Source organism: Hyunsoonleella sp. J2K-J805 (assembly GCF_057167125.1).
This window is the reverse complement of sequence record NZ_CM169901.1, coordinates 2,711,964-2,738,910: the sequence shown is the minus strand read 5'-3', so window position 1 is coordinate 2,738,910 and position 26,947 is coordinate 2,711,964. Positions and strand designations below refer to the sequence as shown.

30 protein-coding genes are annotated in these 26,947 nt (G+C 34.2%); 8 read left to right on the top strand and 22 right to left on the bottom strand.

Annotated features, from left to right (window positions below):
- Positions 1-673 precede the first annotated feature (673 nt).
- From recA to AC1B0Z_RS12205, 4 genes are all read left to right on the top strand, one after another.
- Entirely contained in the window at positions 674-1,675 is a 1,002-nt protein-coding gene (recA, locus tag AC1B0Z_RS12220) for a recombinase RecA (RefSeq protein ID WP_130965596.1), read from the top strand.
- A 185-nt stretch (positions 1,676-1,860) separates the two neighbouring features.
- Complete coding sequence (locus AC1B0Z_RS12215) at positions 1,861-2,268, top strand: hypothetical protein (RefSeq protein WP_483792326.1); 408 nt, start codon at positions 1,861-1,863, stop codon at positions 2,266-2,268.
- Positions 2,269-2,296: 28 nt separating this feature from the next.
- Positions 2,297-2,839: an RNA polymerase sigma factor gene (locus AC1B0Z_RS12210; RefSeq protein ID WP_483792325.1), complete on the top strand. Its 543-nt coding sequence runs from the start codon at positions 2,297-2,299 to the stop codon at positions 2,837-2,839.
- Positions 2,839-4,425 carry a hypothetical protein gene (locus tag AC1B0Z_RS12205; RefSeq protein WP_483792324.1) on the top strand — a complete coding sequence of 529 codons (1,587 nt, stop codon included), beginning with the start codon at positions 2,839-2,841 and terminating at the stop codon, positions 4,423-4,425. Before AC1B0Z_RS12210 ends, AC1B0Z_RS12205 begins: the two co-directional genes overlap by 1 nt.
- An 84-nt stretch (positions 4,426-4,509) precedes the next feature.
- Here the strand turns inward: AC1B0Z_RS12205 and AC1B0Z_RS12200 are convergent, their stop codons facing one another.
- Positions 4,510-5,247, bottom strand: a complete 738-nt coding sequence (locus AC1B0Z_RS12200; RefSeq protein ID WP_483792323.1) for a lysophospholipid acyltransferase family protein — start codon at positions 5,245-5,247, stop codon at positions 4,510-4,512.
- Between the two features lie 112 nt (positions 5,248-5,359).
- Here AC1B0Z_RS12200 and trpS point away from each other — a divergent pair, with 112 nt between their 5' ends.
- Positions 5,360-6,331, top strand: a complete 972-nt coding sequence (gene trpS, locus AC1B0Z_RS12195; RefSeq protein ID WP_483792322.1) for a tryptophan--tRNA ligase — start codon at positions 5,360-5,362, stop codon at positions 6,329-6,331.
- Here trpS and AC1B0Z_RS12190 read toward each other — a convergent pair.
- From AC1B0Z_RS12190 to dprA, 3 genes are all read right to left on the bottom strand, one after another.
- The gene (locus AC1B0Z_RS12190) at positions 6,328-6,603 is read right to left on the bottom strand and encodes an STAS-like domain-containing protein (protein ID WP_483792321.1); all 276 of its coding nucleotides are present in this window, start codon (positions 6,601-6,603) and stop codon (positions 6,328-6,330) included. The genes trpS and AC1B0Z_RS12190 overlap by 4 nt on opposite strands.
- Positions 6,604-6,678: 75 nt before the next feature.
- Positions 6,679-7,581, bottom strand: coding sequence for an ATP-binding protein (locus AC1B0Z_RS12185; protein WP_483792320.1), 903 nt, complete (start codon positions 7,579-7,581; stop codon positions 6,679-6,681).
- A 72-nt stretch (positions 7,582-7,653) separates the two neighbouring features.
- Positions 7,654-8,769, bottom strand: coding sequence for a DNA-processing protein DprA (gene dprA / locus AC1B0Z_RS12180; protein WP_483792319.1), 1,116 nt, complete (start codon positions 8,767-8,769; stop codon positions 7,654-7,656).
- Positions 8,770-9,033: 264 nt separating this feature from the next.
- Here dprA and AC1B0Z_RS12175 point away from each other — a divergent pair, with 264 nt between their 5' ends.
- Positions 9,034-9,987 carry an HU domain-containing protein gene (locus AC1B0Z_RS12175; protein ID WP_483792318.1) on the top strand — a complete coding sequence of 318 codons (954 nt, stop codon included), beginning with the start codon at positions 9,034-9,036 and terminating at the stop codon, positions 9,985-9,987.
- 35 nt (positions 9,988-10,022) lie between these two features.
- On the opposite strand, the gene AC1B0Z_RS12170 is transcribed toward AC1B0Z_RS12175, so the two are convergent.
- Genes AC1B0Z_RS12170 through AC1B0Z_RS12160 form a run of 3 tightly spaced genes read right to left on the bottom strand, consistent with a single transcriptional unit; the run spans position 10,023 to position 12,288 of the window.
- Positions 10,023-10,499, bottom strand: a complete 477-nt coding sequence (locus AC1B0Z_RS12170) for a hypothetical protein (protein WP_483792317.1) — start codon at positions 10,497-10,499, stop codon at positions 10,023-10,025.
- Positions 10,496-11,245 carry a hypothetical protein gene (locus tag AC1B0Z_RS12165; protein ID WP_483792316.1) on the bottom strand — a complete coding sequence of 250 codons (750 nt, stop codon included), beginning with the start codon at positions 11,243-11,245 and terminating at the stop codon, positions 10,496-10,498. The genes AC1B0Z_RS12170 and AC1B0Z_RS12165 overlap by 4 nt, the downstream gene beginning before the upstream one ends.
- Before the next feature lie 29 nt (positions 11,246-11,274).
- Positions 11,275-12,288 carry a hypothetical protein gene (locus AC1B0Z_RS12160; protein WP_483792315.1) on the bottom strand — a complete coding sequence of 338 codons (1,014 nt, stop codon included), beginning with the start codon at positions 12,286-12,288 and terminating at the stop codon, positions 11,275-11,277.
- A gap of 573 nt (positions 12,289-12,861) precedes the next feature.
- Here AC1B0Z_RS12160 and AC1B0Z_RS12155 point away from each other — a divergent pair.
- Entirely contained in the window at positions 12,862-13,371 is a 510-nt protein-coding gene (locus tag AC1B0Z_RS12155) for an acyl-CoA thioesterase (RefSeq protein WP_483792314.1), read from the top strand.
- Between the two features lie 332 nt (positions 13,372-13,703).
- The gene (locus tag AC1B0Z_RS12150; RefSeq protein WP_483792313.1) at positions 13,704-13,916 is read left to right on the top strand and encodes a DUF6515 family protein; all 213 of its coding nucleotides are present in this window, start codon (positions 13,704-13,706) and stop codon (positions 13,914-13,916) included.
- Positions 13,917-14,027: 111 nt separating this feature from the next.
- Here the strand turns inward: AC1B0Z_RS12150 and AC1B0Z_RS12145 are convergent, their stop codons facing one another.
- From AC1B0Z_RS12145 to AC1B0Z_RS12075, 15 genes are all read right to left on the bottom strand, one after another.
- Positions 14,028-15,251 carry a murein hydrolase activator EnvC family protein gene (locus AC1B0Z_RS12145; RefSeq protein ID WP_483792312.1) on the bottom strand — a complete coding sequence of 408 codons (1,224 nt, stop codon included), beginning with the start codon at positions 15,249-15,251 and terminating at the stop codon, positions 14,028-14,030.
- On the bottom strand, positions 15,251-16,039 hold the full coding sequence (gene lolB1 / locus AC1B0Z_RS12140; protein WP_483792311.1) for a lipoprotein insertase outer membrane protein LolB1: 789 nt from the start codon (positions 16,037-16,039) through the stop codon (positions 15,251-15,253). Before lolB1 ends, AC1B0Z_RS12145 begins: the two co-directional genes overlap by 1 nt.
- A gap of 12 nt (positions 16,040-16,051) precedes the next feature.
- On the bottom strand, positions 16,052-17,404 hold the full coding sequence (locus tag AC1B0Z_RS12135) for a tetratricopeptide repeat protein (RefSeq protein ID WP_483792310.1): 1,353 nt from the start codon (positions 17,402-17,404) through the stop codon (positions 16,052-16,054).
- A gap of 257 nt (positions 17,405-17,661) precedes the next feature.
- Positions 17,662-18,681, bottom strand: a complete 1,020-nt coding sequence (locus tag AC1B0Z_RS12130; RefSeq protein ID WP_483792309.1) for a sugar nucleotidyltransferase — start codon at positions 18,679-18,681, stop codon at positions 17,662-17,664.
- Between the two features lie 107 nt (positions 18,682-18,788).
- Positions 18,789-19,223 (bottom strand): dUTP diphosphatase, encoded by a 435-nt coding sequence (dut, locus tag AC1B0Z_RS12125; protein ID WP_483792308.1) that lies wholly within the window; start codon positions 19,221-19,223, stop codon positions 18,789-18,791.
- 1 nt (position 19,224) lies between these two features.
- Complete coding sequence (locus AC1B0Z_RS12120; protein ID WP_483792307.1) at positions 19,225-20,679, bottom strand: lipopolysaccharide biosynthesis protein; 1,455 nt, start codon at positions 20,677-20,679, stop codon at positions 19,225-19,227.
- A gap of 123 nt (positions 20,680-20,802) precedes the next feature.
- Complete coding sequence (gene atpG, locus AC1B0Z_RS12115) at positions 20,803-21,663, bottom strand: ATP synthase F1 subunit gamma (RefSeq protein ID WP_483792306.1); 861 nt, start codon at positions 21,661-21,663, stop codon at positions 20,803-20,805.
- Positions 21,664-21,756: 93 nt separating this feature from the next.
- A complete protein-coding gene (gene atpA, locus AC1B0Z_RS12110; RefSeq protein WP_483792305.1) occupies positions 21,757-23,331 on the bottom strand; it encodes a F0F1 ATP synthase subunit alpha in 1,575 nt (524 codons plus the stop codon).
- A 6-nt stretch (positions 23,332-23,337) separates the two neighbouring features.
- A complete protein-coding gene (gene atpH / locus AC1B0Z_RS12105; RefSeq protein WP_483792304.1) occupies positions 23,338-23,874 on the bottom strand; it encodes an ATP synthase F1 subunit delta in 537 nt (178 codons plus the stop codon).
- Between the two features lie 9 nt (positions 23,875-23,883).
- Positions 23,884-24,384, bottom strand: a complete 501-nt coding sequence (locus AC1B0Z_RS12100) for a F0F1 ATP synthase subunit B (protein WP_483792303.1) — start codon at positions 24,382-24,384, stop codon at positions 23,884-23,886.
- 83 nt (positions 24,385-24,467) lie between these two features.
- Entirely contained in the window at positions 24,468-24,683 is a 216-nt protein-coding gene (atpE, locus tag AC1B0Z_RS12095) for an ATP synthase F0 subunit C (RefSeq protein ID WP_130963967.1), read from the bottom strand.
- Positions 24,684-24,730: 47 nt separating this feature from the next.
- Complete coding sequence (gene atpB, locus AC1B0Z_RS12090; protein WP_483792302.1) at positions 24,731-25,843, bottom strand: F0F1 ATP synthase subunit A; 1,113 nt, start codon at positions 25,841-25,843, stop codon at positions 24,731-24,733.
- Between the two features lie 83 nt (positions 25,844-25,926).
- A complete protein-coding gene (locus tag AC1B0Z_RS12085; protein ID WP_483792301.1) occupies positions 25,927-26,331 on the bottom strand; it encodes a DUF6168 family protein in 405 nt (134 codons plus the stop codon).
- Complete coding sequence (locus tag AC1B0Z_RS12080) at positions 26,328-26,564, bottom strand: AtpZ/AtpI family protein (RefSeq protein WP_483792300.1); 237 nt, start codon at positions 26,562-26,564, stop codon at positions 26,328-26,330. The genes AC1B0Z_RS12085 and AC1B0Z_RS12080 overlap by 4 nt, the downstream gene beginning before the upstream one ends.
- On the bottom strand, positions 26,518-26,943 hold the full coding sequence (locus tag AC1B0Z_RS12075) for a bactofilin family protein (protein WP_207303299.1): 426 nt from the start codon (positions 26,941-26,943) through the stop codon (positions 26,518-26,520). The genes AC1B0Z_RS12080 and AC1B0Z_RS12075 overlap by 47 nt, the downstream gene beginning before the upstream one ends.
- Between the last annotated feature and the right edge of the window lie 4 nt (positions 26,944-26,947).

The window sequence follows — 26,947 nt, the reverse complement described above, 5'->3', positions numbered from 1 at the left end:
AGAAATATTTTAAAGCACAAAAGTACAATTTATTGGCAAGTATGCTAATTTCAATAATATAATTTGGGCGCTACCCTCCTTGGGTCGGGTCGGGCTTTCGGCAGTCGCTCCCTCCTGCGTCGGGGAGCTTCAACAAATGCCTCTATCCCTAACGCAACTTATCCGTCATGGTCATTTAAAAATCTATGCCACCAACCTATTTGGAAAATTAAACGCATCCCGCCTCTGTCGGGATGAGTTCAACCATAAAATACTATACGTTTTTCAAACTTTAGTATTTTGGGTTTTACTCATAAAAAAAGCACTTCTATTAGGAACGAAGTGCTTTTTTTGAGTAACTCGTCATTAAAATTTTTCTTTTTCATAAATAATTTAACAAGAGCTCACTGCAACGGGCTTAACAATTTTCTATAATTTAATATACAACAATTGAAACGCCAAATGCTTTATATAAATGGGATTTAATCAAAAATTTTTTCTTTTTCATAGCAAAATTTCACCCACTTTGTTAAGTAGATGCAAAAAAAACAGAAAGGTTGCGTCTTGATTAAAAAAAAGTTTTTTTCACTTGAAGAGCACTGTCAAATTTCTCTTATTTATGTTGAAAACTATTATTGTAACATCTAGAAACTTATAGTATTTTAGCATGAATAATTTTACAGAAAAAGATATAATGAGCAACGAAAAAGAAGCAAAATTAAAAGCGCTAAAATTAACGCTAGATAAACTAGATAAAGCTTATGGTAAAGGCACCGTAATGAAAATGAGCGATGCCGCTGTGGTAGATGTGGACGCCATTCCGTCAGGATCGCTAGGATTGGACATTGCATTGGGCGTTGGTGGTTATCCACGTGGTCGTGTCATTGAAATTTACGGACCAGAATCATCAGGTAAAACCACTTTAACCTTGCATGCCATTGCCGAAGCACAAAAAGCAGGTGGTATTGCAGCCTTTATTGATGCAGAACATGCTTTTGATAGATTTTATGCCGAAAAATTAGGTGTAGATATAGATAACCTCATCATTTCCCAACCTGATAATGGTGAACAAGCTTTAGAAATTGCCGATAATTTAATACGCTCTGGAGCCATTGATATCGTTGTGGTAGATTCTGTAGCAGCTTTAACGCCTAAAAGCGAAATTGAAGGTGAAATGGGAGATTCAAAAATGGGCTTGCATGCACGATTAATGTCTCAAGCCTTAAGAAAACTTACTGCTTCAATTAGTAAAACAAATTGTACTGTAATTTTCATCAACCAGCTGCGTGAGAAAATAGGCGTAATGTTTGGTAATCCAGAAACGACAACAGGTGGTAACGCCCTAAAATTTTATGCATCCGTAAGAATAGATATTCGCAGGTCTACGCAAATTAAAAACAGTAATGGCGAAGTTTTAGGAAATAAAACCAGGGTAAAAGTTGTAAAAAACAAAGTAGCACCACCATTTAGAATGTGCGAATTTGATATTATGTATGGTGAAGGCGTATCTAAAGTTGGAGAAATACTGGATGTTGCCGTGGAGCACGATATTATTAAGAAAAGTGGTTCTTGGTTTAGCTACAGCGATACCAAGTTAGGCCAAGGTAGAGATGCTGTAAAAGCTATAATTAAAGACAACCCAGAACTATTCGAGGAACTGGAAGAGAAGATAAAAGAAGTCATAAAAGGCGAATAGCGTCTTCATTAATTTTAAAAAAATCCCGTTAATTCGGGATTTTTTACTTTTATACGCAACCTTTTAATGCATTTTGCATCTTTAAGTAAAGATTAGTTAAACCCAAATTGAAATTGTTATGAATATGTGTCTTAAAGGAAAAAGGCGAATCACATCTAACAATTATTATAATAAATGATTAGCAGATGAAAAAGTTTTTAATTTTAAGCTTCCTTGTAGCCTCGCTGTTTTCATGTAGTGTTGATGATGGAACTGATTTTAGTTTCGAAATACTTCCTATAGAAAGTGTTGATATGCCAGATGAATTTATATTAGGTGAAGTTTATCCAATTACGTTAACTTATGAAAGACCTACCACTTGTCATGCGTTTAGGGATTTTTACTATTTAAAGGAAAATAACGAAAGAACAGTTGCTGTTATAAGTACCGTGTTTGAGGAAAATAATTGTGAAGATCTAACCGATAGTATGCTTACTGCTACTTTTAATTTTCAGGTAACAAGTAATGGTTCCTTTATTTTTAAATTTTGGCAGGGTAAAGATGATCATGACGAAGACATATTTTTAGAGATTGAAGTACCAGTAACCAATTAGACTAAGTGTAAACTAATTTTTGTGTCATTTGAGTTTAAACCAACTCATAGAAAAATGTAAAAACAATGATACCAAAGCACAAGGAGAATTATATAAGCTCTTTTCGGGCAAGTTATTTTCTACATGCTTAAAGTACTCGCGCAATTACGTTGAAGCAGAAGATAATTTACAAGATGCATTTTTAATCATTTTTAGTAAAATTGAACAATATAAACACAAAGGCTCTTTTGAAGGTTGGTTAAGACGAGTTACAGTAAATACTGTACTGCAACGCTACCGAAATGAAAAGGTTTTTGATATTATAAATGAAAACATAGCTGAAGATATAGAAGTTGAAGTAGACGAAGATGAAGTTTCCGTTGATTATCTTCTACAAATCATACAAGAATTACCCGACAGATACAGACTGGTGTTTAACCTTTATGTACTTGATGGGTATTCGCATAAAGACATAGCAGAAATGCTAAAAATTACTGTAGGTACTTCAAAATCAAATTTAGCCAGAGCAAGACAAATTTTGAAGCAAACTATAGAAGAACATAACGAAAAGCAAAACCTACAATCCTTATAATGGGAGATAAAAAACATATAGATAGATTATTTCAGGAACGCTTTAAGGATTTTGAAGTACAACCTGATGATGCTGTTTGGGATAAAATAGAGTCTAAACTTAACAAAAAGAAGAAGCGCAAAGTAATTCCTATGTGGTGGCGTTACGCTGGTGTTGCAGCCCTATTATTGTTAATGTTTACTATTGGTAAATCATTTTTTAATGACAAATCTACTCAAGATATATCACCTCAAATAGTAGACACCGAACAAACAGACACAAATACTAACATTGAAGACGATCTTCAAAACACTTCAACTATTGAAAATGAAAATAGTGCCGTTGCAGGAGAAAAGACTTCTGTTGAAGGATCTGATACTGAAAGAAACACGCATGAGGAAAATATGCAGCTTAAGGATACTCGCATAGAAGAAATTCAGAATAATATTATTCCAAAAAAGCAGTCGCCATCAGTGGCAAATGTGAATACAACCAAAAAAGTGGATGAGCGCACTTTTGAAAAGTCTTCAAAAGACAATAATACCGCAATTATTACATACAAAAATCATATCCCAAAAACTGAGGTTGCAAATGCTAATTCTAAAGAAGAAAGCTTAGTAAAAGAGGATACAACAGGTAAACTTAAATCGCAAATCAATGTAGAAAATCCATCATCTAATCAAAATCAAACAACAATCGCTTTAGATAACTCTAATTCAAAAGAGAAAACCACTAAATTAGATAAAGAGGCTAATATGACACAAGTTGCAGAAAATAATATCAAGGAAGAAAAAGAATCTATTGAAGATGCTATAAAGAAAAATGAACTACTGCTTCAAGAAGAAAAAACGGAAGTTGCCGCAATAAATAAATGGAGTGTTGCTCCAAATGCAGCACCAGTCTATTTTAGTAGTTTGGGTAAAGGTTCTACAATGGGAGAACAATTTGCTAATAACTCCAAAAGCGGAGAAGTTAATATGAGTTTTGGTATTAATGCAAGTTACGCCATTAATGATAGGCTAACCGTTCGCTCTGGTGTTAACCGCGTTAATTTAGGTTATAACACCAACGATGTTGTAGCCTTTAACACTATTAATGCTAGCGTGAGTGCCAGAACACTAAACACACTAAGTAGCAATGTTACCGAAAATGTTGCAGACGCATCCACTTTAAACGTTGGAGACGACGTTGTAATAATGAGTGCTACAACATTTAAATCTAGCAATATAGCAGACTTTGAAACTACTAATACTAGTATAAATCAATCGTTTGGTTTTATTGAAGTACCATTAGAATTACAATATGCACTATCTAAAAAACGTTTTGGAGTCAATATTATTGGCGGATTTAGTTCGTTATTCTTAAATAATTATGAAGCCTTCTCCATGGTTGAAGGTCAACGTACATCTGTTGAGGGTAGTGATAATATTAATAATACAAGTTATAGTGCCAACTTTGGTTTGGGCGTAAATTATAAAGTATCAGAAAAAATAAATTTGAATTTAGAGCCAATGTTCAAATATCAAATTAATACATTTAGAAATACATCTGGTGATTTTCAACCCTTCTTTATTGGGGTTTACACCGGATTCGGAATTAAATTTTAGGTTTTTGGTTAGATTGATGTCAGCTTTCCTTAAGCTCGAAAGTTGATGTCTAGAAAAAGCCGCTCTTTCCCCAAGAGCGGTTTTTTATTTACTGTATTGTTGTAATTGATTTAAAATTATCTCTCTTGAAGATTTATTTAGGTCTCTTGTATCCTCTGTAGTTAAACCTTCTGTGGGAATAAACTTATGAATCTTAGCTCTCATTTTCCCAGGGCCTCCGCTGAAGAATGTATATGAAAATCGTTTTTTATTATCAGCAAACGTTAAAGGCACAATAGGTATTTGATGATTTATGGCTAAACGGAAAGCCCCATCTTTAAATTCATCTAAAAGAATAGATTCGTCTGGCACACCACCTTCAGGAAATATACAAATACTTAAACCTTGCTTCAAGCGTTTTTGTGCTCTTAGAAAAACAGCGCGCCTACTTTCTGGAGAACTTCTGTCTACCAAAATACAAGTACGCTTGTAGAAAAAGCCAAAGAGCGGAATTTTAGCTAGCTCCTTTTTACCAACAAACACAAATGGGTTCTTAACTACTGTTAGCATCAGCATGATATCCGCCATAGAGGTATGATTGGCAATAAACATATAGCTTTTGCCTTTTTCTGGCACTTGTTCGCATTCAATACTATAGCGAAATCCCATACCAATCAAAATGAATTTCGCCCATCCTCGCGCTAATTTAAAAAAGAAAGGGTACCACGATTCTCTAGAAATAGAAATCAATAGCAATGGGAACAGTATTAAAATTGGCAATGCTACAAGGATGTAAAACCAAATACGGTACAACACCCAAAATATGTATTTAAAAACCATCATTACTGTCAAAAATAAGCAATTGTATTGAGGTTTTTACTAAATCGTTTACCTTTGCCTTCGGTTTTAATTTTATTACTAATAAACAAGATACCTGCTTTCGCAGGTAGTTACTATGGCAAGAATACTTACAGGCATACAAAGTACAGGAACACCACATTTAGGAAATATTTTGGGCGCAATTATGCCTGCAATTAAAATGGCAGAAGACCCTAAAAACGACTCTTTTCTATTTATTGCAAACTTGCATACCCTAACCCAAATTAAGGACGCCTCAGTTTTAAGAGAAAACACCTATTCTACAGCTGCAACTTGGTTAGCCTTTGGTTTGGATATCGAAAAAACGGTGTTTTATAGACAAAGTGATATTCCTCAAGTTACAGAACTAACGTGGTATTTGAATTGTTTTTTTCCATATAACAGATTAAAATTAGCCCATAGTTTTAAGGACAAAGCAGACCGATTAGAAGACGTTAATGCAGGATTGTTTACCTACCCGATGTTGATGGCGGCCGATATTTTACTTTATGATTCTGAAATTATTCCCGTTGGAAAAGATCAAGAGCAGCATATTGAAATGACACGAAAAGTAGCCACCTATTTTCACGAACAAACTGGTGGTGAAACCTTTGTGATTCCAAAAGCCGAAATTCAGGAAAATACTATGTTGGTACCTGGAACTGATGGGGAAAAAATGAGTAAGAGCAGAAACAACACGATCAATATTTTTCTAGCCGATAAAAAATTGCGTAAGCAAATCATGTCCATCAAAACGGATAGTACACCATTAGAGGAACCAAAAGATTGGAAAACCTGTAATTGTTTTGCTATTTATAATCTACTTGCTGATGATGCACAAATTGCTGAAATGAAAGCTAATTATGAAAAAGGTGGTTATGGCTACGGACATGCTAAACAAGCTTTATACGAGTTAATCATTGATAAATTTGCTGAACCTCGTGAACGTTACAATTATTATATGAATAACCTTGATGAGATCGATAAAGCTTTAGCTGTTGGTGCTGAAAAGGCAAAAAAAGTAGCTGATAGCGTTTTGGCTAGGGTTCGTGAGAAGGTTGGGTATTAAAAAGAAGAAATTATAACTCTTTGTACAAAATCATTTGCATTAACAAAAGCAAATTTCTTTTTGAATGTGTCTGAACTAATTGTTTCTAGCATTTTTGCAAAGCATTCGTTGGCGAAAGAATTAGTTATAACATCAACACCGTCAAAATCAAAAACAACTTTTTCTTTTTCGTCTAGATTATCTAAAATACGTGCTCTTAACTTTGCAGCAAGATTCCTAGTTCCTAAGCTGGTTCCGATTTCAACAAACTTAATTGTTTCTATTGTTTCCATGGTGCATAACATTTTGCAAATGTACAAATTAAATACTAAGCAATAATTCTATGTTAAAATAGAACATTAATTGCTTTAATCAAACATATCTTCAAACCTTTCGATAACATGGTCTTTATAATCACTATATCTACTGGTAAATTTCGTGTAGTCCACATTTAGGTTTGTATTTATTCTCAAATATATACAAGTACCTTGCCAAAACGGTGTCTCATTAATCCACAAATCATCTCCATTCATATCTAACTTCTTGTTTCCAGATACAATACTCATCCAACCTTTATTGAGTCTAATAAATTCTGAAGTTGCAAATAGACCATGCCCTTGTCCTTTTCCATTAGTAATTCCTTTTTGGATGCAGTTTTTGATAGCCTCTTCTTCTGAGAAATTATAATTATTTTTTAGCGCTTCATTTATTCCAATGCCAAAATCACACACAATTAATCTAATAGCATTCATACTGGGAAAATATTGCATCACAACCCAACCATGAGCTACTTCAGAATGTAACAATACATTATCCAATATTTCATTAAAACAATAATCCAAACTAGTAAAAACATTATCATGAATTACACTATTTTCTTTGATTACCTTTAAAAGTGAATTGCATATTTCAACTTGATTGTTTTCATCATACTTTTGAGTTTCAACATAACTGTTCTTTTGTGCATTTTTTATTTTTGGAGGTATATCAATATTTAGGTTTTTAAAAAAACCCATTCGAGCCAAATAGCCAACACATTTAGAATCTGTATATTTTAATTTCCCTTTTACAATAATTTTGTTTGATTCTAAGAACTTAAAAGCACATAATAATAAAAGAGCATAATCTGGATAAATAAACGATAGTCCTCTTATATTAAAAATAATTTTCGCATTAGGATTATATAAATAATACTCAATCAAATCATTACATTTCTGTAAAATACATTCGTGAGAATTGTCATTATTATCTATTCTTAATTCGTAATCCAAAATTTATAATTAAAGCTTTAACAAAGCTAGTAAATTCCGAGATTTATCTTTTAAGTTATGCATTGTATTACCTCAAATCACCTCAAACAACTTCCCTGGTAAAGGTCGTACCACACCTTTTAATTCCATATTCAATAAAATACCTGCAGTTTTAAAAATGGGTAAGTAGCACCCTAAAGCAATCATGTCTAGTTGTGATTTTTCGTTGTCTTTTAAATAATCGTAAATAAGCTTTTCAGTATTATCCAACTCAACAAACAATTGTTTTTGCACAACAGGTTTGGTTTCTGAGCTTGTCGAAGCATCCAGTTCCCAGCCCAATATATACGGCACATCTAATGGTGTGGTCATCATATGTGCCTTTTGATATTTAATAAGGTTGTTGCACCCAATACTAAATTGATCGGTAGTGCGCCCAGGAACCGCAAAAACATCACGGTTATAGGAATGGGCAATATCTGCGGTAACTAAACTTCCACCTCTTTCTGCTGATTCAACTACAATAGTGGCTTCACTAACACCAGCAATAATGCGGTTTCGCTTTAAGAAATTCTTTCTGTCAAATTCTGATGTGCTCCAGAAATCAGAGAAGAATCCTCCATTCTTCTCCATATCTGCCATATATTTTTTATGACCCTTAGGGTAAATTTGGTTAAGTCCGTGCGCTAAACATCCAATAGTTTGCAAATTATGTTTTATGGCCAATTTATGCGCCGTAATATCAGTACCATAGGCAAATCCAGATACAATTATTGGATTATATGGTACAAGAGTCTCCATTAGCTTTTCGCAAAGCGCTATACCATTTACTGTAATTTTTCGAGTACCAACAATACTGATAATATGTCTTTGATTTAGATTAATGTTTCCTGTTTGGAATAACAAAATAGGTCCATCGATACAATGTTTTAAACGTTCGGGGTAATCGTTACCTTCAAAGTAAGATACTTTTATCCCATTTTCATTTATAAAATTTATTTCCTGTTCGGCTGCAGATAAATGACTGGCATCAAATAACCCTCTTAATACCTGCTCGCCTATACCGTCAATTTTTAATAGGCGCGCTTTCTTTTCTTTTAAAACAGCTTCAGCAGAACCACAATGCGAAATCAATCTTTTAGCCGTAATATCGCCAACATTGTTTACATGTTGCAGTGCAAGGGTATAGAGCAAATCGTTTTCAGTCATTTATAACGTGTAAATTACAAGTGCAAGAAACACAATTTTTATTGAACTCGTCTAGGTTTTTTATAACTGGCTCCAAAATAATCTTTTTTGCCCATTTTTCGTTATTTTTTAGTTCCGTAACTAAGGCTATGCAACGAAAAAATGCCTTAACTGGACAAAAAATCTTTATTTTTCGCTTCAATCAAAAAAGTCTACACGAGTTCATTGTTAATAAATAGTTACTCTTAAAATTTCATAAAAACCATATTTTTTTAAATTTGCCTTATGCAACTAGAAACCTTTATAAGCGATTTATTATACCGATATGAATGTGTGATTGTACCAGATTTTGGTGCATTTTTAACGGAACGTCAGTCAGCCACCATAAACGAAGGTGCAAATGCATTCTTTCCGCCAAGAAAAGTCATCGCTTTTAATGAGCAAATTCAAAATAACGATGGGATGTTGGCGCGCTATATTGCTGATGTTGAAAAAATACCTTTTGAAGTTGCAGTAAAAAAAATAAAAAAACGTGTAAAAATCCTTAAATCTTACCTCACACAAGGAGAAACCATAACGTTTAACAACATAGGTGAAATCATTTTCAATAATGAAGGTAAAATAGTTTTTGAACCTTCGTATAGTTTGAATTATCTAACTGATGCATTCGGGCTATCTCAAGTAGAATCTGAAACTATTACAAGAGAGGTTTACAAAGAAACCGTTGAAGCCATTGAAGAGAAAACACCAATTACTATTACGACAGAAAAACGTACTTCGACAGGCTCAGCAACCAATAGAGGTTATTTAAAATATGCTGCTGTGGCATTAATAGCTTTAACATTGGGTGGTGTAATGGCTTCAAAGTATTATGTAGGCCAAATTGAGGAACACAATATGATGGCCGAAGCACAGGCTAAACAAAAACTGGATAGCACTATACAAAAGGCTACGTTTAGTTTGAACCCACTTCCTGCAATAACATTAAACGTTACCAAACAAACTGGTAATTATCATATTGTGGCAGGTGCTTTTAGAGTAGAAGACAATTGCGATAAAAAAGTGGCACAATTAAAAGCGGAAGGTTTTAGTGCCAGAAAAATAGGTGCTAACCGTTATGGTTTGCATCAAGTGGTTTATGCTAGTTATGAAGGCAGGTTAGAGGCTTTAAAAACATTGAAAAGCATTAAAAAATCGCATAGCAAAGATGCGTGGTTGCTAGTACAGAAGCTGGATTAGTTCTACTTGCTCTAATTAGTTTAAAATCACACGATCTAAAATTTTAACCCAAAATTAAACCGCATAGGAGTATCTAAATCAAAGTTTGGGTTTGTTACAGTATTTGTACTTCTAATAGAATATTTTAAAGAGAGCTGTCCTGAAGTAGTTTCAGAAAATTGATAAGACGTACCTAAAAACCCTGAAACATCAATACGTTTAAAACCATTTTGTGATGGTTGTAACAAATCTGTAGTGTAATTTGTAACGCTGCTAAACTCTGTGCCTATAGCAAGCACCCATTTTTTAGTTATACTAAATTCTACTAACAAAGGCAGTTCAAGTTGGTTAAAAGCACCGTAGTTTGCCATATAGGCTCCTGTGTTTAGGTTGATGTTTTGTGTGAGTGGTTTACGTAGGTTGTAACCAGATTTAAAGAGGCTGTAGTTGTGCTTTAAAATATTTGAACCCTCTTGTTGGGCTATGGAAAATAACCCATATAATGTAAAAATTAAACTAATTATTGTTTTCATTTTTTCTTAAAACGTTTAGGATAAATACTTAAAGAAAAACCTATAAAATCTCCTGAACGCTTAAATTCTCCTCGAAAATCGTCTGAACTTGATAGGTTTTTAAACTCATAAAACCCTTCCTTAAATGGGGCATAACTTTTCTTGAAAATAACACCAAATTGTACCATAAAAGATTTAAACCTTATGTACGCACTAGCCTGTAAGTGGTTGCTTAAATAGAATAATTGATAGTTCTCACGTTCAAAAGCCTCAAACAATACCACATCATTTGTTGAGAAACCACTAGAGCCACTTATATCGTAGTGCCAATAATAACTTAGGCCTAGACCAGCTCCTGCGCCTAAACTAATTCTTCCTTTACTAAAAAATATATACTCAGCTGTTAGGGGTAAATAACCTAATTTATCGTGCTCCGTACGCGAAAATATACCACGATTTCTCCCAAAAGGGTTTTCTGGTGCTAGTAGTACGGCCTCATCATAGTCACTAAACCATTGTAACTGTAATTCTGCTTTAAAATTCCAATTACGTTTTTGTATAAAATTATATGCTAAGCCCAGAGAAAACAAACTGCTCTTAGGTATTTTGTAGCTGAAATTTTCATTATTGGTTGGAGTAACATCTGCCCCTTTCCAAATATTATATTGGACTAAAGGGCCTAGTTTGAAGTGTTCTGTAAACAAGTTCTCGGCATTTTGAGCCTTCAACATTTCGCTTGAAAAAATAACTATGAGTAAAATACTCATAGTCATTTTCAAATTAATAATGGGATATTTTACCATGTTAAAGCTAATTCTTTGATAACTCCGTTTTGTTTGTAAAGTCCTTTCATACCACCATTTTCAACAATATGGCTTGCCCAATATGGGTTTCGCCAGGTGTAAACTCTTTTCTTTCTTCTTTTATCTCCCCTCCATTGATTATCAATATAAAAAGAATCATAATCTCCATTACAATTGGTATCATAAACCATACCCTTTGCCCCAACATCAATTCTTGTTCTCCATTTTTTCCAACCACGTCTCCTTCTTTTCTTCAAAGATTTGATTTTTGATTTAACTTTTCCGTTCCAACCAAATTTTGGCTGTGGTACTTTAATAACAGCCCTTATACGTTTGCCTGGAGCGGTATCTATATATCGCCTTTTAGTTTTACCATATTTACAACTAAGAGCTGCAGGAGGATTGTTTACAGAAACATTATCATCATTTACGACCGACGCATCTCCATTATTAAATTTAATAAGCGCATTATAATCAGCTTCTTTAATTACTAATGTGTTGCTTTCTTCCCTGTCTAAAGGTTTCTCTAACTCCTTGTTAACCAAGTCTACTTCCTCTTTACTAAGCTTTTTTATTATCGTTTTACCAATTTGAACCTCGGCTAACGTATTTAAAACTGCCATTTCATCATTATCAAAATCATAAATTGGATCATTATCCGGATCGGTATTAGGGTCTAATTCATCATTATCTAACCAAGCCTCCTCTGCTGCCAAATATTGTTGTCTTAAGGAATAGAGTCCTATGCTTTTTTCAAAGTCGGTTAAAGGTTTTTCACTATCAAAATTAAGTTCTTCCTCTTTGGCGTTTAATGCTTCATCATCTAAATGTTTCCATTGGTCTAGAAAAGTATCGTCCCATGCTTCAACATCTGTTTTTAGTTTAGTATTATAACTTTCATAACTTGCTTCATCTTTAAAAACAGCTATTTGCGCACCTTTAAATCCTTTCTTTAAAATGGTATTTTTGGCGCTTTTACTTAACCTGTAATCAATAAATAGCTGCATCAATGTCTACTTCTTCTTGTTCTATAATTTCGGTGGTATCTTTGTTACAAGATGTAAACATAAAGATAAAACCAAATGTAAGGCTTAAAATAAAGCCTATTTTATTATTAAAATTCATATTTTTTGTATTAAAATTGTACTTTTGGCAAGTCTTAAAAATCTTTTATTAGTTCTGCAGAGGCATTTTTTATTACCAAAAGTTGAAATATACTCCTCTAATTAAGTAACTTATTCTCTATACCATAGGCAATATGTTTTAAGATTAGTACTGAGCATACTTTAGTTTTATTAATACTTAATTAGAGGTTTTTTAAAAACATGACAAATGTCATGTTTTTAGCTACATGTTTTTAAGTAAATATGTACAACAAATATCAAAAAAAAAAAATAACCCTACAAGGGTTTTTACAGTTTTTTTGTAATTTCTCACGTTTTTTGATAAATGGGTTACGGTTTTCCCGTAAAATGTAATTTTATTACACTGTCTGCTTAAAATTAAGTGTGTGTTTTATAAAAGCAGTCTCGTTTAAAATTGAGAAAAACCCTTTACCTTTGCAGCATCAAAAAATAAAGATGCAAGCAAAGACTCCAGAACAATCGAAAACTACAATGACCGATATGGTTTTACCTAGTGAAACCAACCCTTTAAATAACTTATTTGGTGGTGAACTTTTAGCACGCATGGATCGTGCAGCTAGTATTGCTGCAAGACGCCATAGTAGACGTATTGTGGTAACAGCTTCTGTAAATCATGTGGCGTTTAATCGCGCAGTACCTTTGGGGAGTGTGGTTACTGTTGAAGCTAAAGTTTCTCGGGCGTTTAATACGTCTATGGAAATTTATATTGATGTATGGATGGAAGATAGAGAGTCTGGCGCTAGAACAAAAGCTAATGAAGCTATTTACACATTTGTAGCTGTTGATGAGACAGGGCGCCCTGTAAAAGTACCAGAAGTTACTCCTGAAACCAAACTTGAAAAAGAGCGTTTTGATGCAGCATTGCGACGTAAACAATTAAGTTTATTGTTAGCTGGAAAGATAAAACCAAACGATGCCACTGAGTTAAAGGCGCTGTTTGATTAAAATACATTCCTTAGTTTTTGTCATGCTGAACTCGTTTCAGCATCTTTTTATACTTTAGAATCTGAAACAAGTTCAGATTGACAAATCGCTGATGAATTAAACCTTTTTACAATACCAAAGTCTTATAGCTATTAAAGAATTTCTTAAAACGCACTATCCTCGAGATAAAACCTTTAGGATGTTTTAATCATTTTATTTTGACTTCAAAAGGTCAAAAACCGAAATTCTGTATTTAGATTCCCGTTTTCACGGGAATGACAATTTCAACGGAAACCCCGACGCAGAGCGTCGAGGAATTATTTTTTGATTAAAGAACCCAAAATCTTAATGCTATGAGAACTTTTGTTATTTTGTTTTCAGCGATTTGTATGATGAGCTTATCATCATGCGCCACAAGAGTGGTAACAAAACCTGCTTCAGTAACCATCATAAAAACACCTCCTAGACATTACAAAGTTGTAACCTTAAAGGGTAAACGTTATTATTTTTGGAATGGAAACCATTACAGGAAGACGAGACGTGGCTATGTGATTACTAGAGTTTAAAACAGGAACTTATCCTGCAGGGTCTTTTTTTTACCTTGAAGGTATGATTGAGGCCTTTACATATTTTTTATTCAAAAAACCTACAAGGGTTTCAAAACCTTGCAGGTTAAATTACATCCTATAAATCCAACTTGCAGGATTCTGTGTTTGGGCATCCTTAAAAATAGAGAAGCTTAGGATGGTATCGCCCTCAACATTAGTAGATACTTCACCAATAACATCTTTAGTTTTTAGATTATCGCCTTCCTTTACGTAAACTTTAGAGAGGTTTTTATACACCGTTATGTAGTTACCATGCTTAATCATTACCATAGGGTTGGAATTGCGAATAGCCGTAACTTTAATGACCGTACCATTAAATACTACACGGGCTTTGGCCTGCTTTTCGGTGGTAATTAAAACACCATTACGTTGCACGGTTAACGACCTATCTATCAAAGAAGGTTGCTTACCATAACGCGCCTTTACAAAGCCTTTTTCTACAGGCCAAGGCAACTTGCCTTTGTTGGATACAAAATTACTAGCTAGCACTTTTTCTTCGGCCGTTAGCGCAAAACTTGTACTGTTGCTTGATGCCGTTGTCGTTTTATTAGATTTGGCTATTTCCGCCCTAACAATACGTTGTATTTCTCTATCTATTCTAGCAGCTTCCCGTTGTTTAGATTTTATTTGAGCGGTATACTTACTTAGATCTTTACGGATAGACATCATTATAGTGCGGTGTTGGGCTCGCTCTTTTTCTAGTGTTCTTTGTGTTTTTTTGTTTTCGGTAATTAGTTTTTGCTTCTCCTCCTTTTGCACCAATAAGTCTTTGTTTATCTGCTGTAATTGGGCTGTTTTTGCTTTAATGGTTTCACCTTGTTCTTTTTGATGATTTGTGTACTGCTTCATGTACTGCAAGCGCTTGTAAGCCTGCTTAAAATCGTTTGAGGATAGAAGAAACATGATACGACTTTGCTGGTTTCGGCTTTTATAGGACTTTACAATCATAGCTGCATAGTCGTCCTTTAATAATTTTAATTCGTCACGAAGGTTACTAATTTGTTTTTGGTTATTATTTATTTCCCTAGTTAATAAATTCGCCTGTTGATTGGTAACCTTAATCAAGTTGTTCAATACACTTATTTTATAGTTGAAATCCTCTATTAAAGACAATTGCGACTTTTCTTTAGACTTATTCTCTGTGCGTAATGCATTTATTTTTTGAATTTCCCTGCGAAGTTCCTGACGGCGTGTTTCTAGCTGCTTTTGCTTATTGCTTTGAGCATAGATACTATAACTACAGGGCAGAAGTATCAAAAAAATAATTAGGATGATATGCCTTTGGTAATGCATTATAGGTCTATCTTTTTAAAACCTGAGGGAATTTTAAAAGGAAATCTTAAGTCCTCGTTTAGGGATACCGATTTAAACTCCAACTCAGCAATCATTTCATCTGTGCCCTCTACAGCAATAACTTTTACATGCTCTGGTATTAATTGATTTGCTACCTCCTGATGTGATAAATAATCTATTAATAATTGTCTTCGTTCTTTAATTTGACTTATTTCTTGCCTTGTTACTTTAAAAAATGATGGGTTTAAATGAAAAAATATTTCAAATAATTCACGTTGGTTTTTCGGCTGCAGTAAATAATTCCCTTCATGAAGTGAAAGCCTATAGTTTTCATCCTCCAAATTGAACAAAGCTTCACCTAAAATGATATTTTGCACTTTTTCAAAATCTAAATCTGTCCCTAGCAACTTACTGAAATACTCAAAATCACCTTCAAAATAGGTGTTATCCAACTTGTTGTAAAACGCTACGACCTCTGGTGTTATTTTTGCTCTAATAACACCAAAAGTGGCACTCATCCAAAGCACTTTATCCTTTTCCATACGATAGCTTACCGTGTGCGATTGGGTTTTATCACCTTCGGAATATGTGATTTTTAATTTAGACTGTAATGTCTTAAAATCTGGAGATTTCTTAGAATTTTCTTTAATGAGTTGCTTAGCATTTAACTTTAAATTACTGTCGCCAACTGTAACAGTTTTTGAGGACTTACAACCTGAAAGCGCTAAAAAAAGCGCTAGACAAAGTAAGGTAATAAGATGTTTGTATTTTAATATTTGAGGTCTCATAAAATCATTCTATTAAGATTTTAGTGCATTTGCCTTATCCCTAAACGTTTTTGCTTTTGTAGTATTGTTCATGATTTCGAAGGCTCTAGCCAATTGATTATAAAAGTCGGCTTCCATGGCATTATCATCTACTATCCAATCTAATCCAGACTCCAAAGATACCACTGCCTCTTTGGGCTTTTGCAATGCGTTTAATGCCACACCATGTATTAAATAACACAAGGGTTGTGCAGGATATTTTAAAATAGCCGCTTCACTTTTTGCTTTTGCGATTTCAAATTGCTTTAAATCAATATGTAATAACATCACATTTTTTAGGATACTAAAGCTATCACTATCCAATTTTAAGGCTTCTTCAAAATGCTTCAAAGCATTTTCCTTGTCGCCTTTTTGTAGATAATATTGTCCTAAGTCTGTCAAGGTTTTTGCATCAGATCCTCCATCTAATAATGATGTAGCTTCAACCAAATCTTTCTCGTATTGCGGATTTAGCTTTACAAAATTTACAAAATCCGATAGTACTTTTAATTTCGCATCAGGTTTTATAGCATTGCTTTGCACCACAATTTTCATTGAATTAATAGCTTCTTCCGTATTATTTTTATCTAAATAAAATTTGTAAAGCGCCAAATGTACTACTTGCGAATTTGGCTTTATCTGAAGTAATTCCTGTGCGGTTTCAAACGCCTTTTCTTTCTCTCCTTGCTCACTGTAGCGATAAATTAATGCCAAATAATTCGCCTCGTTTTTTGGGTTTTTATCAACTCTAGACTCCAAGTTCTCTATTTGTTCCTTGGCACGTCCAGTAGCTTTGTAAATTCTATTCCTCATTATATCGCGAGCTGTCGAAATACCAAAAGACGCATCCAATTCATCTAAAATTTCAAGAGCTTCATCATACTTTTCCATTTTTATATACAAAGTTGCCAAATCCTCTTTGTAATCTGGATGGTAGCTCACCAACTGTTGCACCGTTTTGAGTGCATTTTTCAAATCGTTTTGAGACACATAATATCCATACAATTCATCCAAATACCATTCGTTATCTGGTGCTTTAGCCACCGCTTCCTTAAGTGCATCCTCTGCAGCCCCAAAATTCTTTAAAAGCATATAGTTTTTACCTAATTCAAAATACAAAACTGCAGGCGATTTATCAAGTGTAATGCATTTTAAAAGTGCTTCTACGGCTCTATCATAATTCTCTATACCCTTTTGTTTTAGGGCTTCAAAGAACAACTCTTGAAATTCGTCTTCAACAACTCCTAAATCATCATCGGGCGTTTTATTAAAATCAACTTGCGCATGAGAAGTTATTGGAATAGTTAACATTCCGAAGAAAAAAAGTATGTAAACTAATTTATGCATTACTTGTTTTTTGGCCGCCTGCCTGCCGGTAGGCGGGTTACCCTTCGTTCATACTTACAAGGTTTTCAAAACCTTGCAGGATCACTTCTGTCGGACTTTCAATACTCAACCCCTCCTGCGTCGGGGAGCATCAAAATACTGCTTTGGTTGCTGAGGTTCTCGAAGCACAATCCCTAACGCAACCATCTGCCAACACCTAGCTTAAATCTTTAGTTAGTGTTACCTGCTTAGAGATTCCTGCTTTCGCAGGAATGTATCTACTCCAAAACAGAATAATCACCAATGCTTATTTCTGTAAAACCACCATCATATTTCACATGGTTTCCTATCATTGCCTTATCTAAATTAGCGTTTTTAATGGTTGTATGGTTTTGAATTAAGCTATTTTTAATATTTGAATCTTCAATAACAGTGCCATTTCCAATGGAAACATAAGGTCCTATTGAAGAGTTGTTAAGCACAACATTTTCTCCTATAAAACAAGGCTCAATAATATTAGAATTTGTCAATTTCGCCGAAGACGCCACTAATTGCTCATCTCCATCAGCTTGCAAAAACCCTAACATACGTTGATTGGTTTCTATTGTAATCGCTTTGTTACCACAATCCATCCATTCATCAACGGTTCCTGTTTTAAATATTTTGCCATCCGCCATCATACGTTTAATACCATCGTTAATTTGGTATTCACCACCATTCATAACGTTCTCGTCTAAAATTTCTTGTAGTTTCCCTTTTAAAACGGCAACATCCTTAAAATAATAGATACCGATTACTGCTTGATCGCTAACGAAGCTTTCTGGTTTCTCTACCAACTCCACAATTTCATCATTACTATTAAGCTTCACAACACCATAAGCCTCTGGATTCTCAACCTGCTTCGTCCAAATTACACTATCAGCTTCAGGATCTAAATCAAACTCGGCTCTAATCAAAGTGTCAGCATACGCAATTACCGCAGGCCCTGACAGTGATGGTTTAGCACACATAATGGCATGTCCTGTACCTAGAGGCTTATCTTGACGGTAAATAGAAGCTTTTGCGCCTAAACTCTTTGCCAAATCCTCTAAACTTGTTACCACATCATCACCAAACCATGCTGGGTCTCCTAAAACAAAAGCTATTTCTTCCATAGGTTGCTTTAAAACTTTGGCAATGTCCTTAACCAATCGATGCACTATGGGTTGACCCGCAACTGGTATTAATGGTTTTGGTACTGTTAAACTATGTGGGCGAAGGCGAGATCCTCTGCCTGCCATTGGTACTATTATTTTCATTTTTTAAAAGTTGATTCGTTTATGTGTTTAATTGTTTATTCGTTTCTCCACGAATTCACAAATATTTATTATTCTGAAATCAAAAATCGTTAATCGTAATTCATCAATCACTTAAAACCAGTACTTCCAAATCCGCCTTCGCCTCTATCTGTTGAAGACAGTACTTCAACCTCTTCCCATTCTGCTCGTTCATGCTTAGCTACAACTAATTGTGCGATGCGCTCTCCATTATTTATAGTAAAATCCTCATTTGATAGATTAACCAAAATCACACCCACCTCTCCTCTGTAGTCTGCATCAATAGTTCCTGGAGCATTCAATACTGTAATCCCTTTTTTGGCTGCCAACCCACTTCTAGGACGCACTTGAGCCTCTAAACCAACAGGCAACTCTATGAATAAACCTGTGCCAACAATAGTACGTTCTAAAGGTTTTAATATTCTAGATTCTGTTAAACTTGCTCGCAAATCCATACCCGCCGAAGCAATCGTTTCATAATTTGGTAAATCGTGTCTGGATTTGTTTATGATTTTAATTTTCATGTTATCCTTTTAGTAATTGTTTTAACTCGTCCCTCTCTGAAAAATAAACGATTCCCAAAAATACAACTAACAAAGAAATTCCAACAACATAATTGGCTCTAAATTGATAGAAATACACTACCGAAGACCCTATGGAAACCAATAAATACACACCTATCTTCTTAATATTGTAAGGAATAGGATAATATTTCCTGCCAAAGTAGTACGATAATAAGACCATCGTGCCATAAGCGGCTAAAGTAGCAATGGCGGAGCCTTTATAACTAATAATAGGGATGAGCCATATATTTAAAGCTAAAGTAATTATAGCCCCAACAACCGATATATAGGCGCCAAATTTTGTTCTATCCGTTATTTTATACCATACGGAAAGGTTGTGATAAATCCCTAGACAAAAACTGGCGATAAGGATAATCGGTACAATCCACATAGCTTCCCAGAATTCCTCATCTCTTATAATAATAACTTTTAAAATATCTGAAAATACCACAACAGTTAATAAAATCCCTGAACCAAAAATTACAAAGTATTCTAAAATTCTGGCATAATTCTTTTGTGGGTTTTTTGCTTTTGCATGACTAAAAAAATAAGGTTCTATACCCAATCGAAATGCAGTGGCAAACAATGTCATAAACAATGCTAATTTGTAACAAGCTGAGAACATTCCAACTTCTTCTTCTGGGTTTTCAGCTGTTGATAAACTACTCTCTAATAAAATACGGTTAAAGGTTTCTATGGTTGTATAAGCTAGTCCTGCTATTAATACAGGAAACGCATATCGCAGCATTTGTTGCCATAATTTTGAGTCGAATATATATTTGATTTTACCATAGAACGAAAACATCAAAATAAGGGTAACGCCACTTGCAATTAGGTTTGCTATTAATACATAGTTTATTTCAAAATCTGTCTTATAAATTGAATCAAGTACCTCGTTGTGTTCTGCTAAACCTGCCAACAGTAAAAAGAAAAACAGGTTTAAACCTATGTTTATGGCAACATTCGCGATTTTTATTGTGGCATATTTCATGGGTTTTGCATTGGCTCTTAACCATGCAAAGGGGATAATTACTAATGCATCAAGCAATAGAATCCAGATAACAAAACTAATATGATGTGCCTCAATATTAGTGATTTCTGCTATTTGACTTTTAAATAAAAATGCTAAAATAAATATTGCCAATGAGGTGAAAACAATAGACAGTGTTGCTGTTCCAACAACTTTATCTTGATGGTCTTCTTTATTAAAAAAACGGAAAAATGCGGTTTCCATTCCATAAGCCAGAATCACATTAAAAATAGCAAACCATGAAAAAATGATGGATACTTTACCATAAACACCTACAGCCATTACCTCCGTGTAAAGTGGGGTTAATAAAAAGGTTAGCATTCTTGGTAGCACCGTTGCTAAGCCATAAATAAATGTTTGCTTGAAAAGTGATTTAAATGCGCTCAATCGTTGGGTTTTGTTCTGCTAAAAATAGGGTTTTTAAAACAAAAAAACCTAACTCAATAAAGTTAGGTCTTTGTTAAATATTTTAATGTGCTGAAATAAATTCAGTACAATAATACTTGATTCTTAATTATTCAAAGCTTCTGCTCCACCAACAATTTCAAGGATTTCATTAGTAATTGCTGCTTGACGCGCTTTATTGTAGGTCAATTTCAATTGATCTCTTAACTCAGTAGCGTTATCTGTCGCCTTGTGCATTGCCGTCATACGCGCACCATGTTCTGAGGCAAAAGAATCTCTTATACCTTTATACAACTGAGTTTTTAAAGATTTAGGAATTAATTGCTCTACAATCTGTGCTTTTCCTGGTTCAAAAATATAATCAGCATTTGTATTGGCATCACCCTCAACAGAAACGATTGGTAAAAACTGCTCTGTCATTACAATTTGTGTAGCCGCATTTTTGAATTTGTTGTAAACAATTTCAATTTTATCATACTCACCTTCAACAAACTTTTCCATCAAATCTTGAGCAATAGCTGCAACATTTTCAAATGTTAAATCATCAAAAACTGTACTATGATTTGCAATAACTTTACCCGTCTTCTTAAAAGCATCATTAGCTTTCTTGCCTATAGCAACATAAGACACTTCTTGATTTGCATAAGTATCTGAAGCTAATCGGTTAACTTCTTTAATGATATTTGAGTTAAAAGCACCTGCCAAACCTCTGTTTGAGGTAATTGCAACAATAAGCACTTTATTGACTTCACGTTGGGTAGAGAATTTACTTCCAGAATCAGCATCCAAAGTTGCACTTAAACTTTGTAAAAGCTCAGTTAACTTATCGGCATAAGGGCGCATTGCTGTAATAGCATCCTGTGCCTTCTTTAACTTTGCAGCCGATACCATTTTCATGGCACTGGTAATCTGCATCGTTGAAGATACTGATGATATTCTGTTACGTATTTCTTTAAGATTCGCCATACTCTCTTTTTGTCATTCCGTAGTTGATACGGAATCTATTTTAATTGGACTTTAAATTATGAGATTCCTGCCTTCGCAGGAATGACAATCATATTAATACTTTCCTGATAAATCTTTAGCTACAGCAGTTAATGTATCTGTAACCTCATCAGTTAATTTTCCAGACTTCAAAGTGTCTAAAACATCTCTATGCTTAGCGTTCAAGAATTCAATAAAATCTCTTTCAAATTCTTTTACTTTATCTACAGGAACATCTCTCAACAAGTTTTTAGAACCTGCATAAATAATTGCAATTTGATTCTCAACAGTAAACGGATCATTTTGAGCTTGTTTTAAGATTTCAACATTACGCTTACCTTTTTCAATTACATTTAAAGTAACAGCATCTAAATCTGAACCAAACTTAGCAAACGCTTCTAATTCACGGAACTGTGCTTGGTCTAATTTTAATGTACCAGATACTTTTTTCATGGATTTAATCTGAGCGTTACCACCAACACGAGATACAGAAATACCTACGTTAATCGCTGGACGCACACCAGAGTTAAATAAATCACCATCTAAGAATATCTGTCCGTCAGTAATCGAAATTACGTTAGTTGGAATATATGCTGATACATCACCTGCTTGTGTTTCGATAATTGGTAAAGCTGTTAAAGAACCGCCTCCTTTTACTAAAGGTTTTAATGAATCTGGTAAATCGTTCATATCCTTAGCAATAGAATCATCGTTGATTACTTTTGCAGAACGCTCTAATAAACGAGAGTGTAAGTAGAAAACGTCACCTGGATAAGCTTCACGTCCTGGTGGTCTTCTTAATAATAAAGATACCTCACGATACGCTACCGCTTGCTTAGATAAATCATCATAAATGATTAAAGCCGGACGACCAGTATCTCTAAAATACTCACCAATTGCAGCACCTGCCATTGGAGCATATACCTGCATTGGCGCAGGATCAGATGCGTTTGCAGCTACAATAGTAGTGTAAGCTAAAGCTCCTCTATCTTCTAAAGTTTTTGCAATGTTTGCTACCGTAGATGCTTTTTGCCCTACAGCAACATATATACAATATACAGGCTCACCTGCATCGTAAAATTCTTTTTGATTTAAGATGGTATCAATACAAACTGTTGTTTTACCAGTCTGACGGTCACCAATAACCAACTCACGTTGTCCACGACCTACAGGAATCATTGCATCAATAGACTTAATACCTGTTTGTAATGGCTCAGTTACTGGCTCACGGAAAATAACACCTGGCGCTTTACGCTCTAATGGCATTTCGTAAGTATCTCCAGAAATTGCACCTTTACCATCAATAGGGTTTCCTAAAGTATCAACTACACGACCAACAATACCTTCTCCAACATTAATGGAAGCAATACGCCCTGTACGTTTTACTGTAGAGCCTTCTCTAACACCTATTGAAGCACCTAATAATACAATACCAACGTTATCTTCTTCAAGGTTAAGTACAATACCTTCTAATCCGCCATCAAATTCTACTAACTCACCATACTGTGCGTTAGATAACCCATAAGCACGTACAATACCATCACCTACTGTAAGTACAGTTCCTACTTCATTTAAAGAAGCTGAGGCTTCAAAACCTTCAAGTTGCTTTTTTAAGATTGCTGATACTTCAGCTGGTTTTACTTCTGCCATCTTATTTTAATTTAATATAAATTCTCTTTTTAACTTATTTAATTTGTTAGAGATACTCGCATCAAATTGTTTATCTCCAACTCTTAAAATGAAACCACCGATGATGATTTCATCTATAATACTTTCTAACTCTACTGTTTTACTAGTAAGCTCTTTAACTTTAGCCAAAACTTTTTTCTCTAAGTCTTTAGTTAAAGGAACAGCAGTAGTTACTTGTGCGGTTTCTTTACCGTTATGTGCATCAAATAACACACTATAGTTTACAGCAACATTACCTAAAATATCAATTCTCTTGTTTGTAATCAAAAGATCAAAAAGACCTTGAGTTATCTTGTTCAGATTCGGAAATATTGCTAATAAAGCCGATTTTTTAGCATCTATCTTAACAACAGGATTACTAAGTATATTGCTTAACTCTTCGTTTTCCGAAATAGTACTAGCAATAAGCTTCATGTCATCATCAACCTTATCTGCTTTCTTTTCAGAAATGGCTAAACTTAATAATGCTTTTGCGTATCGTATAGCTGCTCTTGTTCCTACCATAGTACTTTATTAATTTAAAGTTGCGTCTTCTAACAAAGACTCTACCAACTTTTCTTGCTTTCCTTTATTTGATAATTCATCTTGTACTACTTTTTCAGCAATATTTATAGATAAATTAGCCACTTGAGATTTTAAATCAGCAATTGCTGCTTTCTTTTCACTTTGAATACTTGCCTGTGCTTGAGCAATTAACTTAGCAGCTTCTGCTTGCGCTTCACCTTTGGCATCTTCAATCATTTTGTTCTTCAAGTCTCTTGCCTCTTTTAACATAGCTTCACGCTCTGCTCTAGCTTCTTTCAATAATTTATTGTTATCGGCTTGAAGGTTTTCCATTTCTAGTTTTGCTTTCTCAGCAGAATCTAATGCATCTTTAATACCTTCTTCACGGTCGTTTAATGCATTAAGAATTGGTTTCCATGCAAATTTTACCATAAGGAAAATAAGCACAATGAATAAAACAGTTTGTTTTACGAATAAATCAAGCGAAAAGTTGTCTAATAATTGATCCATAATATTTTATAAATACTTTTTACTATTTCTTAAAAAAACCATTTTCCTGCAACCAACCGTTGCAGGAAAATGGTGGTGTTCATTTACGACTTCCCTAAGAAAATCGCCGCGAACGCAAGTCCTTCCAAAAGTGCTGCAATGATAATCATTGCTGTCTGAATTTTTCCAGACGCTTCTGGTTGACGCGCGATACCTTCCATGGCACCTCTACCGATTTGACCTAAGCCTATACCAGCACCAATTACAATTAAACCAGCACCTACTAACATAGGAACTACTGAAGGGGCTTCTTGAAGCATTGCTAAAAACATAATTTAAATATATATAGTTAAAAAATAAATTCAATTTAATGATGCTCTGGCTCCTCTACCGCCATTCCGATAAATAAAGCTGAAAGCATTGTAAATATATACGCTTGTAAGAAGGCTACTAGCACTTCTATAAGTGTTATAAATAATGATAATACAAATGATAATAATGTAGACCCTACTGCCGTCATTTGCTCTTGCATAGTAATTCCGATAGCAATAAGACTCATTACTACAATATGTCCTGCTGTGATGTTTGCAAATAAACGAACCATTAAAGAAAAAGGCTTAATGATAAGTGTTCCTGCAAGTTCTATTACAGCTAATAGTGGACGTAAAAAGTAAGGCACCCCAGGCATCCATAATTGGTGACTCCAAAAATGTCCGTTACTACTAAACAAGTAAACTACCAAGGTAATTAACGCAAGGGCTGCAGTCACTGCAAGCTGACCTGTTACATTAAACCCAAATGGCGTTAATCCCATTAGATTTAATATCCAAATAAAGAAAAATACCGTCATTAAATATCCTGTAAACTTTCTGTATTTAGGACCAATATTTGGTTTTGCTATTTCGTCGCGTACATATAAAACCAGTGGTTCTAGTATACGACCAAAACCTGTAGGCACTTGTTTCTTTTTGTATTGTTTTGCTAATCCACCAAACCACAATAGCATTAATAATCCAATTAATATAATACCAAAAACACTTTTAGTGATTGATAAATCTATTGGTGTAGTAGCGTTTGTAGGATGATGCTCTTCATCAAAATTAACTCCAGTTGCGCCGTTTTCTAATTCATAAATCTTACCATGTAATCTTACAAATTTACTTCCACCTTTTTCTACTATTTCTTTTCCATTATCATCATGATGAAACGCAGAAGACATAAATGCTGCTAAACCGTTTTCTCCCCAAAGTATTACGGGAAGAGGAAAGCCTACATGATGTTCTTTACCATCTGAAAAATAAGAAAATAAGTGAAAGTCGTGAGAGTCTTTAACGTGGTGTTGAATGTATTCGTTAATTTCTTTTGGTGTATTAACAGGATCACCATGACCTTTTTCGTTTTTATCTCCAGAAGCAAATGCCGTAAGCGTAAAAAGTAAACCTAGAGTTAAAGATGTAATTGTTTTTGATATTACCTTCATTCCTTTTTAATTCCTTTATGTTCTGAATAATGCGGTCTAAAATTCGGCGCAAAGATAGGTATTATTTTTAGACTTAAAAGTTCTTAAGACTCATTTTTTAAATGAGATTTTTTATTTAGTAATTTCGGTATCAAAATCATTTCAAAAAATAGAAATAAAATTATGGGTATCAACAAGTTAACACTTTGTGTGTTTGTAAAAGCCTCTGTTTTAAAAATAGGGTTGTAGAATATTAAAAAGAAGAGTATGAGCTTTAAAACAACACTGCCCAAATATAAAAAACCAATTTGATCGCTATATTTTTTCTTATTTGAAAGATACAAGGCTATTGCGCATATAATTATAGAAAAGCTACAATTAAATAAATAGTTGGCGTTAAGAGACACTGGAGATTCTTTGGATATATTTACAAAAATATAGGTGTGCAAATAATAAACAGCTAGTGAAACTAAGGCAAACAATAAACCGTATAAACGTATTTGTTTCATTCGTCTTTATTCATTCCATTGACACGATAAATAATAAGGAACATAGAAGCAAATATTGCCACAAGCGTTACTGTTGTCTCGAGGAAGGAGGTCTCTAGTTTTTTATCCAACCATATTCCTAGTAAGTTTCCAAGAAAAATTGTAATGGCCATTTGCAAGCCAATCCCAGAGAATATTGCCCAATTTTTAAGCTGTTTTCCCTGTTTCTTCTGGTTTTTTTCTTGCTGGCTCACCGTTTGTCATAGGTTTTACAGTGCCTTTCATTGCACACGTTACATTAAATGTAGCTCCTGGCTCTACAGCTAGTTTGCCAACAACAACTTCGCCTTCTATAAATGCTGATGATTTTAAGGTTAACGTCCCTGACAGGGAAAGCTTTCCTGAAAACTTACCTTCAAAATAAGCATCTGTACCCTGTATGGTACCTTTGATAAAACCATCTTTACCAACCACTAGTTTTCCTGAAGTTTTAATATTGCCTTCAACAGTACCGTCTATTCTAAAATCGCCAGGACTATTAAAATCACCAACAATTTTGGTGCCTTGGGCTATTATATTTTGGCTCGATTGATTTTCCATTGTTTGTTTGTCTTTTTTGTTTTCTGTAAACATAACA

What these genes read in the sequence shown, in the direction of transcription:
- recA (WP_130965596.1), top strand. Translation starts at nt 674, where the DNA reads ATGAGCAACGAAAAAGAAGCAAAATTAAAAGCGCTAAAATTAACGCTA.
- AC1B0Z_RS12215 (WP_483792326.1), top strand. Translation starts at nt 1,861, where the DNA reads ATGAAAAAGTTTTTAATTTTAAGCTTCCTTGTAGCCTCGCTGTTTTCA.
- AC1B0Z_RS12205 (WP_483792324.1), top strand. Translation starts at nt 2,839, where the DNA reads ATGGGAGATAAAAAACATATAGATAGATTATTTCAGGAACGCTTTAAG.
- AC1B0Z_RS12200 (WP_483792323.1), bottom strand. Translation starts at nt 5,247, where the DNA reads ATGATGGTTTTTAAATACATATTTTGGGTGTTGTACCGTATTTGGTTT.
- trpS (WP_483792322.1), top strand. Translation starts at nt 5,360, where the DNA reads ATGGCAAGAATACTTACAGGCATACAAAGTACAGGAACACCACATTTA.
- AC1B0Z_RS12190 (WP_483792321.1), bottom strand. Translation starts at nt 6,603, where the DNA reads ATGGAAACAATAGAAACAATTAAGTTTGTTGAAATCGGAACCAGCTTA.
- dprA (WP_483792319.1), bottom strand. Translation starts at nt 8,769, where the DNA reads ATGACTGAAAACGATTTGCTCTATACCCTTGCACTGCAACATGTAAAC.
- AC1B0Z_RS12175 (WP_483792318.1), top strand. Translation starts at nt 9,034, where the DNA reads ATGCAACTAGAAACCTTTATAAGCGATTTATTATACCGATATGAATGT.
- AC1B0Z_RS12170 (WP_483792317.1), bottom strand. Translation starts at nt 10,499, where the DNA reads ATGAAAACAATAATTAGTTTAATTTTTACATTATATGGGTTATTTTCC.
- AC1B0Z_RS12165 (WP_483792316.1), bottom strand. Translation starts at nt 11,245, where the DNA reads ATGAGTATTTTACTCATAGTTATTTTTTCAAGCGAAATGTTGAAGGCT.
- AC1B0Z_RS12160 (WP_483792315.1), bottom strand. Translation starts at nt 12,288, where the DNA reads ATGCAGCTATTTATTGATTACAGGTTAAGTAAAAGCGCCAAAAATACC.
- AC1B0Z_RS12155 (WP_483792314.1), top strand. Translation starts at nt 12,862, where the DNA reads ATGCAAGCAAAGACTCCAGAACAATCGAAAACTACAATGACCGATATG.
- AC1B0Z_RS12150 (WP_483792313.1), top strand. Translation starts at nt 13,704, where the DNA reads ATGAGAACTTTTGTTATTTTGTTTTCAGCGATTTGTATGATGAGCTTA.
- AC1B0Z_RS12145 (WP_483792312.1), bottom strand. Translation starts at nt 15,251, where the DNA reads ATGCATTACCAAAGGCATATCATCCTAATTATTTTTTTGATACTTCTG.
- lolB1 (WP_483792311.1), bottom strand. Translation starts at nt 16,039, where the DNA reads ATGAGACCTCAAATATTAAAATACAAACATCTTATTACCTTACTTTGT.
- AC1B0Z_RS12135 (WP_483792310.1), bottom strand. Translation starts at nt 17,404, where the DNA reads ATGCATAAATTAGTTTACATACTTTTTTTCTTCGGAATGTTAACTATT.
- AC1B0Z_RS12130 (WP_483792309.1), bottom strand. Translation starts at nt 18,681, where the DNA reads ATGAAAATAATAGTACCAATGGCAGGCAGAGGATCTCGCCTTCGCCCA.
- dut (WP_483792308.1), bottom strand. Translation starts at nt 19,223, where the DNA reads ATGAAAATTAAAATCATAAACAAATCCAGACACGATTTACCAAATTAT.
- atpG (WP_483792306.1), bottom strand. Translation starts at nt 21,663, where the DNA reads ATGGCGAATCTTAAAGAAATACGTAACAGAATATCATCAGTATCTTCA.
- atpA (WP_483792305.1), bottom strand. Translation starts at nt 23,331, where the DNA reads ATGGCAGAAGTAAAACCAGCTGAAGTATCAGCAATCTTAAAAAAGCAA.
- atpH (WP_483792304.1), bottom strand. Translation starts at nt 23,874, where the DNA reads ATGGTAGGAACAAGAGCAGCTATACGATACGCAAAAGCATTATTAAGT.
- AC1B0Z_RS12100 (WP_483792303.1), bottom strand. Translation starts at nt 24,384, where the DNA reads ATGGATCAATTATTAGACAACTTTTCGCTTGATTTATTCGTAAAACAA.
- atpE (WP_130963967.1), bottom strand. Translation starts at nt 24,683, where the DNA reads ATGCTTCAAGAAGCCCCTTCAGTAGTTCCTATGTTAGTAGGTGCTGGT.
- atpB (WP_483792302.1), bottom strand. Translation starts at nt 25,843, where the DNA reads ATGAAGGTAATATCAAAAACAATTACATCTTTAACTCTAGGTTTACTT.
- AC1B0Z_RS12085 (WP_483792301.1), bottom strand. Translation starts at nt 26,331, where the DNA reads ATGAAACAAATACGTTTATACGGTTTATTGTTTGCCTTAGTTTCACTA.
- AC1B0Z_RS12075 (WP_207303299.1), bottom strand. Translation starts at nt 26,943, where the DNA reads ATGTTTACAGAAAACAAAAAAGACAAACAAACAATGGAAAATCAATCG.